At 30.8% G+C, this 9,834-nt stretch carries 8 protein-coding genes; 5 read left to right on the plus strand and 3 right to left on the minus strand.

Annotated elements, in window-relative coordinates; translation table 11 throughout:
* Positions 1-103 precede the first annotated feature (103 nt).
* Genes rimM through nspC form a run of 3 tightly spaced genes read left to right on the plus strand, consistent with a single transcriptional unit; the run spans position 104 to position 2,473 of the window.
* The gene (gene rimM, locus E4T68_RS04225) at positions 104-613 is read left to right on the plus strand and encodes a ribosome maturation factor RimM (protein WP_135124450.1); all 510 of its coding nucleotides are present in this window, start codon (positions 104-106) and stop codon (positions 611-613) included.
* On the plus strand, positions 613-1,347 hold the full coding sequence (gene trmD / locus E4T68_RS04230; protein ID WP_135124452.1) for a tRNA (guanosine(37)-N1)-methyltransferase TrmD: 735 nt from the start codon (positions 613-615) through the stop codon (positions 1,345-1,347). Before rimM ends, trmD begins: the two co-directional genes overlap by 1 nt.
* Positions 1,337-2,473, plus strand: coding sequence for a carboxynorspermidine decarboxylase (gene nspC / locus E4T68_RS04235; RefSeq protein WP_135124454.1), 1,137 nt, complete (start codon positions 1,337-1,339; stop codon positions 2,471-2,473). Before trmD ends, nspC begins: the two co-directional genes overlap by 11 nt.
* Positions 2,474-2,766: 293 nt before the next feature.
* Here nspC and E4T68_RS04240 read toward each other — a convergent pair whose 3' ends face one another.
* Positions 2,767-2,958 carry a YjzD family protein gene (locus tag E4T68_RS04240; protein ID WP_135124456.1) on the minus strand — a complete coding sequence of 64 codons (192 nt, stop codon included), beginning with the start codon at positions 2,956-2,958 and terminating at the stop codon, positions 2,767-2,769.
* Between the two features lie 92 nt (positions 2,959-3,050).
* The gene (locus E4T68_RS04245) at positions 3,051-3,938 is read right to left on the minus strand and encodes a tyrosine-type recombinase/integrase (RefSeq protein WP_135124458.1); all 888 of its coding nucleotides are present in this window, start codon (positions 3,936-3,938) and stop codon (positions 3,051-3,053) included.
* A gap of 91 nt (positions 3,939-4,029) precedes the next feature.
* On the opposite strand from E4T68_RS04245, the gene E4T68_RS04250 reads away from it, so the two are divergent.
* Positions 4,030-4,980 carry an ATP-grasp domain-containing protein gene (locus E4T68_RS04250; protein ID WP_135124460.1) on the plus strand — a complete coding sequence of 317 codons (951 nt, stop codon included), beginning with the start codon at positions 4,030-4,032 and terminating at the stop codon, positions 4,978-4,980.
* On the opposite strand, the gene E4T68_RS09255 is transcribed toward E4T68_RS04250, so the two are convergent.
* Entirely contained in the window at positions 4,961-7,267 is a 2,307-nt protein-coding gene (locus E4T68_RS09255) for a hypothetical protein (RefSeq protein ID WP_167753808.1), read from the minus strand. The two genes, E4T68_RS04250 and E4T68_RS09255, sit on opposite strands and share 20 nt — an antisense overlap.
* A gap of 186 nt (positions 7,268-7,453) precedes the next feature.
* On the opposite strand from E4T68_RS09255, the gene E4T68_RS04260 reads away from it, so the two are divergent.
* Positions 7,454-9,496 carry a penicillin-binding protein 2 gene (locus tag E4T68_RS04260; protein WP_135124462.1) on the plus strand — a complete coding sequence of 681 codons (2,043 nt, stop codon included), beginning with the start codon at positions 7,454-7,456 and terminating at the stop codon, positions 9,494-9,496.
* Positions 9,497-9,834: the final 338 nt, after the last annotated feature.

The following is a 9,834-nucleotide window of genomic DNA, read 5'->3' on the forward strand; positions in this document are numbered from 1 at the left end:
GTATCTAAATGCATGAAATCTATCTACAGACTGATTTCATGCGTTTTTAGATAAAAACATAAACAAAAAGATGATTTTATAAGAAAATAAATGGAGAAAAAAGATGAGTGTTTATCATGTAGGAAAAATTGTGAATACACAAGGTTTAAAGGGAGAGGTACGTGTGATTTCGGTTACGGATTTTGCTGCCGAACGATATAAAAAGGGGCAATTATTGTCTATTGTGAACCAGAATGAGAAAATAGGTGACGTAGTTGTAAAAAGTCATCGAAAACATAAAAATTTTGACTTATTAACTTTTGAAAATCATCAGTCTATTAACGATGTTGAGCAATATAAAGGTATGCATTTAGTTGTTGATGAGTCATTTTTACATGAGTTAGAAGATGATGAATTTTATTATCATGAAATCATTGGTTTAGATGTTTTTTGCCGAGATGAAAAAATAGGTAACATAAAAGAAATTTTGGAATTAGGGTCTAATGATGTGTGGGTTGTGCAAAGAAAACAGAAAAAAGATGCGTTAATTCCGTATATTAATGATGTGGTACTATCTGTTGATGTAGCAAACCATCGTGTAGAGATTGCCGAGATTGAAGGGTTGCTTGATTAATGAAGATTAGTGTATTAAGTTTATTTCCAGAAATGTTTTCTGCAATGCATGCGTCTATTATAGGAAAAGCACAAGAAAATAATATTATTGATTTATCTATTGTCAACTTTAGAGAATTTGCACGTAATAAGCAAAAGCATGTTGATGATTATCCTTTTGGTGGGGGTGTTGGCATGTTATTGAAGATAGAGCCATTGGTTGAAGCCTTAGAGTCTGTTATAGATTTACCCGCTAAGAGTCCAAAACAACGTGTGATTTTATTAGATCCATCAGGAAAGCCGTTTACACAACATCTAGCGAATGAATTTTCTAAAGCTGATGAATTAATATTTATTTGTGGGCATTATGAAGGCTATGATGCTAGAATAAAACAGTATATTACAGACGAGGTGTCATTAGGAGACTATGTATTAACTGGTGGAGAGTTGGCAGCCATGGTTATGATTGATGCCACAGTACGTTTGTTGCCGGACGTTTTAGGCAATAATCAGTCAGCTTTAAGTGATTCTCATGCCAATGGGTTGTTGGAACACCCTCAATATACTAGACCAAGAGAGTACAGAGGCATGTGTGTACCAGATGTGTTAATTAGTGGAAATCATAAACTCATTGATGAGTGGAAAGAGCGAGAAAGCTTGCGTCAGACACTTCTTAAAAGACCCGATTTACTAGAAAAACATGAACTTACCGAAAAACAGTTAAACATATTGGAGGAATTGCGGCATGAACTTTGATGTATTACCGTCACCAGCATACGTTGTTGATGAAACATTATTACGAAAAAATTTAGAGATTTTACAACATGTTAAACAAGAAACTGGCTGCAAAATTTTATTGGCTCAAAAAGGATTTTCTATGTTTTATTTTTATCCTTTAATGCGTGAGTATTTAGACGGAACGACCGCTAGTGGCAGCTTTGAAGCTAGGTTAGGTTATGAGGAATTTGGTGGGGAAACACATATTTTTTCTCCTGCATTTACTAAACAAGAAATAGAAACAGTTTTACCAATGGTAGAGCATATCGTTTTTAATACACCTACGCAATTAAAACAATACAAACCATTAATTGAGAGCAGTGGAAAAAGAATCGAAATAGGATTACGTGTTAATCCAGAATTTTCAACACAAGCTAGTGAGCATGCTATTTATGATCCAAGTGCTAAATTTTCGAGATTAGGCACTACTTTATCACATTTTGATGAGCGTATTTTATCTGATTTGGACGGTTTACATTTTCATACGTTGTGCCAACAAAATTCAGATGATTTAGAAAAAACGGTAGCAGTTTTTGAAGAAAAATTTGGTCGATATTTGCATGGAATGAAATGGGTTAATTTTGGTGGAGGACACCATATTACAAGAGCTGATTATGACATTGATCGTCTAATTCGTGTAATTAATCGTATTAAAAAAACGTATGACGTGCAAGTTTATTTGGAACCTGGAGAAGCAGTCGCTTTAAATACTGGTTTTTTAGTGGCAACGGTTATTGATATTAATTTCAATGAAATGAATATTGCCATTTTAGATACGTCTGCATCTTGTCACATGCCAGATGTACTAGAAATGCCGTATAGACCAGAAGTTATTGGTGCAGGTTTACCAAATGAAAAAGCCTATACCTATCGTTTTGGAGGTCCGACTTGTTTAGCAGGAGATATTATCGGTGATTATTCATTTGATAAACCGTTAACTATTGGCGATAGAGTGGTCTTTACAGATATGGCACATTATTCTATGGTTAAAAATAATACATTTAATGGCATGCCTCTACCAACAATTGCAGCCTTTACCCAAGAGGGAGAAGCAGTTATTGTGAAACAATTTGGATACGCAGACTTTAAAGAACGCTTATCCTAATCTATGGAAGAGTGCATTCTACCATAAAGCGATGATGCCAAGTAAAATAGTGTTTATTGTCTGTATACTTTGATAATATTTATCTTATTAAAGTATACGTCCCAAAGACGTGTTTGTTCAAATAGAGATTGCGTGTCTAAATAGGAAAATATACAGACTAAACATGATTAGGCTTTAAAGTGTTGTCGGTAATGGATTAGAGAGATTTGCATTTTTCAAAAATATAAAAAAATGGCTTTATACAGAACTTTTATTTTGTATAAAGTCATTTTATGTGTGTTGAGAAAAATAGTTTAATGTTTTTCAGAATTATCCTTAGCGACTGGTGGAAGAATTGCAACGATAATAGCAACTGAAATTGTGGCAAAAATAGCCAAAATAAAAGCGTGAACAGGATTGTATTGCGTGTGATTTAAAGATGCACCTATATAAAAAGTGACCTGACTAATTAATAATGCCCAAATAAATGTTACAAAATATTTCATAAAGACGCTCCTTATCTTCTTTATAATATAATCATACTCTTATTTACGTAAAAATTCAAATAGATTACTTGCATTTACAGAAAGTTTGATGATTAATGATGAAGTGTATTGATTGGATTATGTAAAGTTAGAATATCTTGTTGTTTGTGTTGTGATACGTGTGTATAAATTTGAGTAATCGCAATAGAGCTATGCCCTAAAATATGTTGAATGTAACGTATATCAACGTTGTTGTCGAGTAGCATGGTAGCAAATGTATGCCTAAACATGTGTGGAGTAATGGGTGTATAAATTTTTATTTTTTCACAAGTTGTTTTAATCATTAATCGCACAGCTTGTTCAGAAATATGATTTTTTTGATTGTCATTTTGAAATAAAAAGTGATGAGAATTCTGTTTGTAAGTTTGTATGTATTCTTTTAAAAGTGAATAGGTTATGTCATTTCCAATATAAATCATACGTTCTTTTTTTCCTTTACCCATTATGTTTAAAGAACGACTTTGTAAGTTGATATTAGATATGGATAAATTGCAAAGTTCAGATACACGTATGCCTGTTGAAAGGAGAAGTTCAATAATGAGTAAATTGCGATGAGTTTTTTCTTTTTGATAGGGAGTTTTCGCTAGAATTTTATTTGTGTATAAATATTCATAGATGTTTTTTAGATAAGGGAGTGAGATAACTTTAGGCAATAATTTTTCAGTTCTAAATTTAAATGTTAAATGTCTGAAAGGGTTAGTGTTAATAAGTTTTTTTGTTTCTAAGTAAGCAAAAAAGACTTTTAAAGTCGCGATTTTTCTTTTTAGTGTTTTGGGTTTTAGTGTTGAGTGATTGAGATGATTGATATATGTTTCAACATCAAATCCACAAAGATGATAAAATTGTGTTAAGTCATTTTTATATGCTCTTATTGAGTGTGGACTTAATCGTTTGTAACGGTAACAATAGTCCAAGTAGTTAGAAATAATAGTATAATCCATAATAGTCTCCTTTAATGATAATGACGATATTATAGACGCTTTTAGATGCTTTGTATAGTGATAATAAATTGTTATCGGTAGGAGAAAATGTGTGAGATTAGTAGTTATTTTGAATGTTAATCCAAATCCAAATGATCATGATAAAATTAGTGAAAATAGGGAATATACTCTTCAAGAATTGAAAGACATATTGGAAGTAAACTTTTTAAAATTTATTAAAGAAATAACGTTTTATGATAACTTTGAACAGTTCAAAAAAAACGTTCAAAGACATCTTAATGATTTTGTATTAAATTTTGATTTCGGATACAAAAGTCGAACTCGAAATATGTATGTTCCAGCATTTTGTGAAAACTATAAAATTAAGTATTTTAACCCAGATCCGTATGTGCAAGTTTTGTGCCAAGATAAATTTATGACAGAGAAATTTGCTGAAAATTTTGGCATTGCAGTTCCAAATAGTATACTACTATTTAAACATTCATATCAAAAAAATTTATTAAAGGATTTAAATTATCCACTTATTATTAAACCGAATTATGAATCTGAATCAATCGGTATTACGCAAGATTCAATTGTTGAAAATCTAGGAGATGCTGATATTATCATTAACAAACTATTTAAAGAATTTGATGGGGTTTTAGTTGAAGAATATATTGAAGGTAAAGAAATAGCAATAACTATTTTTGATAATTCTGAAGAGGTATTTTTTGAAGAAGTAGAGCTAGTTTTTCCTAAGTCAGAAAAAATTAAATATCAAGCTTATACTTCAGAAATAAAGCAAAAACTCGGAATAGAAATTAAAAAAAGTTGCTATTTAAGCGACAAAGATATTATCAGCTTAAAACAACTTTATAAAAATCTGTCTCCAAATAAACTAATTAGAATCGACGGTAGAATAAAAAATTCAAAATTCTATTTAATTGAAATCAATGCGAATCCCGGATTATATCCAAAATCTGTTGTACCTAAAACTTTTCTTGTGAATGGATATAATTATGTGGATATGTTAGAGAAACTTTTTAGCGTTCATCTAAACTAAGTGGTAATTTCCATGATGTTTCATACATCAACTTCATTTTATACTCTGTAAAGTTTTTGATTTGATTATAAACTAGTTTATTACTATATATCTTAGCCTTATCATTATTATACATTTTAGAATAATAATGATAAAGGTTATAATAAATTTTATCAATAAATCGTTTAAAAGATGTAGTATTTAATAACTCTTCTAATTCAAATACAAGCTTTTGACAATTAATATCTGCTATCTGGTCACTTAGAATGTAGTAAACAAGTAAATTATTATAAATTGCTAGTAAATCATATTGATCATAAGCAGTTAATTTAGCATTATTGAGTAGTTCTGGGATGGATTCATCAATTTTATGACTATAGAATTTGATAGTAGCCTCATTATGAAGAATCATGTGATTATAAATAAGTTTGTTTCCAAAAAATTTTCTGGCTTTTTTTAAATGTTCCTCTGCTTCCACAATTTTTCCATTAACTGCGTATAGGTAAGATAGGTAGATAGCATTAAGACCAGAAAATTCATTATCTCCTAGATTATAAATTCTATCTGAAATTTCTTCAACCTTTCTTAATCGTTCAGGAAAATCAAACTCAAATACATTTGAAATTCTAATTAAAAATGGGAAGAGTACATTATCTGTTTGAAATTTAACACTTTCAAAAATTTTTTCAGCTTCATCTCTACGATCTAATTGGATTAAATTCATAATTTTAACCAACGATAGTTTGAAAAACAATGAACTTTGTTTATTAATCTTTATGCTATTTTTCTGAATGTATTCAATAGATTCAACAAATTGTTCGCAACGGTTTAAAATTAAGGATTTAGCAAATATTACTTCTTCTGTGACTTCTGTTGAAAGATTGATAAACTCTAATGCTTCATAGTATAAATTGGCATCGTAAGCTATTTTAGCTAACGAAAGTGCTAAGGTGCTATCTTTCTCGATAAAATTGTGTTTATTTAATAAAAAATTTTCAAAATATTCTCTGCGACCTTGTTGTGAATCAAAGTTTAATAAACGTATGTGTATTTTAGATAATAACTGTTTGACTTGTAAGAATTGTTTCGAATTGATATAGTAGTCGACAAGTATGTCTAAATAATCAAATTTATCCGTTTGAGATAGTTTTAAGTTAAGAAATCTGATAAGACTTGAGCCGACAAAACTTTTCTCTTTTTGGAAATAGGTTTCTTGGCTTACTATTTCTGATATAGAGTTTGGCAGAAACACAAAATTTTCAACTTGCTCTAATAGGTTCTTTTCAAGAAGAAAGTTAATATCTTCTTGGGAGAAAGCTTTGTCTGTCATTAGCATAATTTCTTTCAATTCCGTAAGTGATAACTTTCTCTTTGTGTAGAGAACAAAAAGTAGGAACACTAATTGGGATTGAGAGATATTCTTGATAATTTGGTATATGCTCTGTAGTTGAGAGGCTTTATCTTCTTTCAAACGTTCAGAAAAGTCTTTTAATATGATGGATATTTCTGATAAATCTCCTTTTTTTATGCTGTTTTGTATAATTGCAAAATTAACGTGTTCATTTTGTAATCCTAACTGATCTGACAAAAGATTTATATATAACTTGATATGCTCATCTGAGAGTTTTTCTAATTGGTATGTTTTTAATGTTATACTGTGACTATTTTTAAAACTATTTTTAACTTTTTCATCTGCACACTCAAAAATGAAGATACTCCCTTCAGATTTTACAATCAATTTGTTTAATAAATCGAGTGATTCTTGCTCGATTTTTGAAGCACTTGGAAAATTAAAATATAACTTTTCATGATTTAAGACGTACTCTGCATATTCAAATAGATTTTCAATTTGTGCTTTTAAAATAAAAGTTTCATATTTTCTTTGTTCAGACATTAATGACGGTAAAATTATTTCAGAGGTCACAGATTTTATAGCTTTTTCTTTGGACTCTCTCCCAAGAAGAAATTTGGCAAAAAAATCTGATATTTTAAATAGTATTTGTATACTCTTTAGATTATTAGTTTTTTCTTTATAAAATGCTTCAAAATCAAGAAATTTATAGGAGTGGCTTAATTTATCTAATTCAATTACCAAACGTCTAAATGTGGAAAATTCCTCAGTATCATCTAAATGAAGAATTTCAATAGGAATTTTTGAAAAGTCTTTTGTAATTTCTTTTATAAATTTGGACTTCCCTATACCCGAATTTGCTTCAATAATATAGACATGACTTTTGCCTGTTTTTAAATGTTGTTTATACTCATTTTTTATATCCTGTAACTCATTCTTTCGATTAATAAACTTCATTTTTTTATTTCTCCTACCGATAACAATTTATTATCACAAGTATATCACATCATATACAATAAAGTATATAGTAAAAGAGGGAGAAGTCTGGTGAATTTATTTAAAAAACATAGCGAGGTGATTATGACTGTTTTTATCTTTAATTTCTGATATAATAAAAGAGATGTAAAAAGAAAAAGGTGTTGTATGAGTAAAAAGAAAAAATCACATATTCCAATTAGATTAAACATACTCTTTTCTATAATTGTGCTTTTGTTTGGAGTATTGGTCTATAAGTTGGTTGATTTACAAATTGTTAATGTATCTAATTATCAAACGTTGTCCAATCAGACGAAAGCTGTTCAAGTTAAGACTGACGTAACACGTGGGCAAATATATGATAGGAACGGCACATTATTAGTTGGGAATCAGTCTTATACGACGATTGATTACACGAGAAAAACAAATGATGCCAAGGAAATGGTCGAGGTTGCCAAACGTTTGGCTGCACTTTTGTCATTACCAAATAATGAATTGAAAGAAAGAGATTTAAAAGATTATTGGGCACTTACGCATGTTGAAGAACTTAATAGTCGTTTGAATTCGCAAGAGAAACGTCTGTCTGGAGCTGAGTTATATGAGGTGCAATTGAGTAAAATTACTGATGATGATATTGTGTATTCAGATGAAGAGAAAAAAGTGATTATGATTTTTACACGCATGAATAGTGTGTCTATGCTTGAAAGTGTATCAATTAAAAACAGAGATGTAACGTCTTTAGAAGTTGCACAGGTCACAGATCAATTGCAGAGTTTGTCTGGTGTGTCAATTGGTTCAGATTGGGAACGTGTGTATCCACAAGGAGAAATTTTACGCTCTTTGTTTGGTAGTGTGTCAACAGAGAAAACAGGTATTCCAGAAACAGAAGCTAATGCTTATTTGGCTCAAGGGTATTCTAATAATGCTCGTGTAGGGACAAGTTATCTTGAAAAAGCGTATGAAACAGTTTTGAAAGGTAGTCCAAAAGTTACTACAGTAATGTTTGATTCAAATCATAAAATTATGTCTTCTCAAGAAACTTTTGCTGGAAAATCTGGCTCAAATGTTATGTTGTCTATTGATTTGGAATTACAAAAGAAAGTAGAAAATATATTGACGAGTTTTTTAGCTAATGGTGTTGGAGAAAGAGGACTAAATGATAGCATTTATGCGATTGTTCAACGTGCTAAGACCGGAGAAATTTTGGCAATTAGTGGGAAAAAATATGGTTATGATGCACAAAATAATAAGTATACTTTCGAAATTCAAGATAATGTATTAGGTGCTATTAATGCAAATTATAATATGGGTTCTTCCGTAAAAGGTGCTACAGTAGGTATTGGATATAAATACGGAATTATTACGGAAACAAATAATGTATTGATAGATTCACCTATTCAATTTCAAGGTAGTGCTCCAATTAGTTCGGTTTTTAACCGAGAGGGAACAATGGCATTAAGTGATGTTGAGGCTTTGGCAAGATCTTCGAATATTTATATGTTGCGTATTGCTTTAGCTGTTGGGGGACAAACACAAATTGAAGATCAAGGGTTGTTGACGATTCGTCCGGATACATTATCTGTATTAAGAAAAGAACTAGGTGCGTATGGGTTAGGTGCCTATACAGGAATTGATTTGCCTAATGAGAGTAAAGGGTATGCTCCAAACGATAGTGTTAATGTTGGAGCAGCTTACGTATCATTTGGTCAGTATGATTTGTATACGCCATTGCAGTTATCTCAATATGTGACAACCATTGCTAATGGAGGAATACGTTATGCACCAAGGTTAGCTCAAGACATTAGAAGTGCAGAAAATATGTTAAACTCAAGTGGTACGCTTCAAGCAAATCTTGCACCAAGTATTATGAATACAATTGATTTGACGTCCTCTCAAATTGGACGAATTCAGGAAGGGTTTTATCAAGTTACACATAATCCTTACGGAACAGATTATTCAACATTTTCGAGTTATTATCCGTCAGTTTCTGGTAAAACAGGAACAGCAGAGGCATTTTATAATGGCGATATTAAGCAGGATACACAAGTTGAGGTGGACAATCGGACGTTTGTAGCGTATGCTCCAAGTACAGATCCAGAAATTTCTGTAACGGTTGTTATTCCGAATTTAGAACCGAATAGTCCACGTTATCGTGCTGATTCTCCGGGGATTGTGGCACGAAATATTTTCTCAGCATATTATAACCGTTAAATATTTGATAGATTGCTCATTATGTTGTGTGCATGTCATATCATGGGAGCAGGAAACTATTGACAAAATATAAATAACATAAAACTCTAAAGACATTCATCAATGTTTTTAGGGTGTACAATAAATCGTGTTGGTGAACAAAAAAGTTCGCCAACACGATTATTTTTTTATAGAAAAAAGTGAAGCAAACCAGTAAACTATAAGTTGAGACAAAATAGTAAAGAGGTGCTTCACATGGATAAGAATACCAGAAAATTATTGAAATTGGAAGAAGAATTTGAATTTCCAGAAAATTGGCTAACTCAAGACGTGCAACATCATATTAAATATCATATTAT

This window comes from Granulicatella sp. WM01 (assembly GCF_004570605.1).
Classification (GTDB): Bacteria; Bacillota; Bacilli; order Lactobacillales; family Aerococcaceae; genus WM01.

What these genes read in the sequence shown, in the direction of transcription:
- nspC (WP_135124454.1), top strand. Translation starts at nt 1,337, where the DNA reads ATGAACTTTGATGTATTACCGTCACCAGCATACGTTGTTGATGAAACA.
- E4T68_RS04260 (WP_135124462.1), top strand. Translation starts at nt 7,454, where the DNA reads ATGAGTAAAAAGAAAAAATCACATATTCCAATTAGATTAAACATACTC.
- E4T68_RS04245 (WP_135124458.1), bottom strand. Translation starts at nt 3,938, where the DNA reads ATGGATTATACTATTATTTCTAACTACTTGGACTATTGTTACCGTTAC.
- trmD (WP_135124452.1), top strand. Translation starts at nt 613, where the DNA reads ATGAAGATTAGTGTATTAAGTTTATTTCCAGAAATGTTTTCTGCAATG.
- E4T68_RS09255 (WP_167753808.1), bottom strand. Translation starts at nt 7,267, where the DNA reads ATGAAGTTTATTAATCGAAAGAATGAGTTACAGGATATAAAAAATGAG.
- E4T68_RS04240 (WP_135124456.1), bottom strand. Translation starts at nt 2,958, where the DNA reads ATGAAATATTTTGTAACATTTATTTGGGCATTATTAATTAGTCAGGTC.
- rimM (WP_135124450.1), top strand. Translation starts at nt 104, where the DNA reads ATGAGTGTTTATCATGTAGGAAAAATTGTGAATACACAAGGTTTAAAG.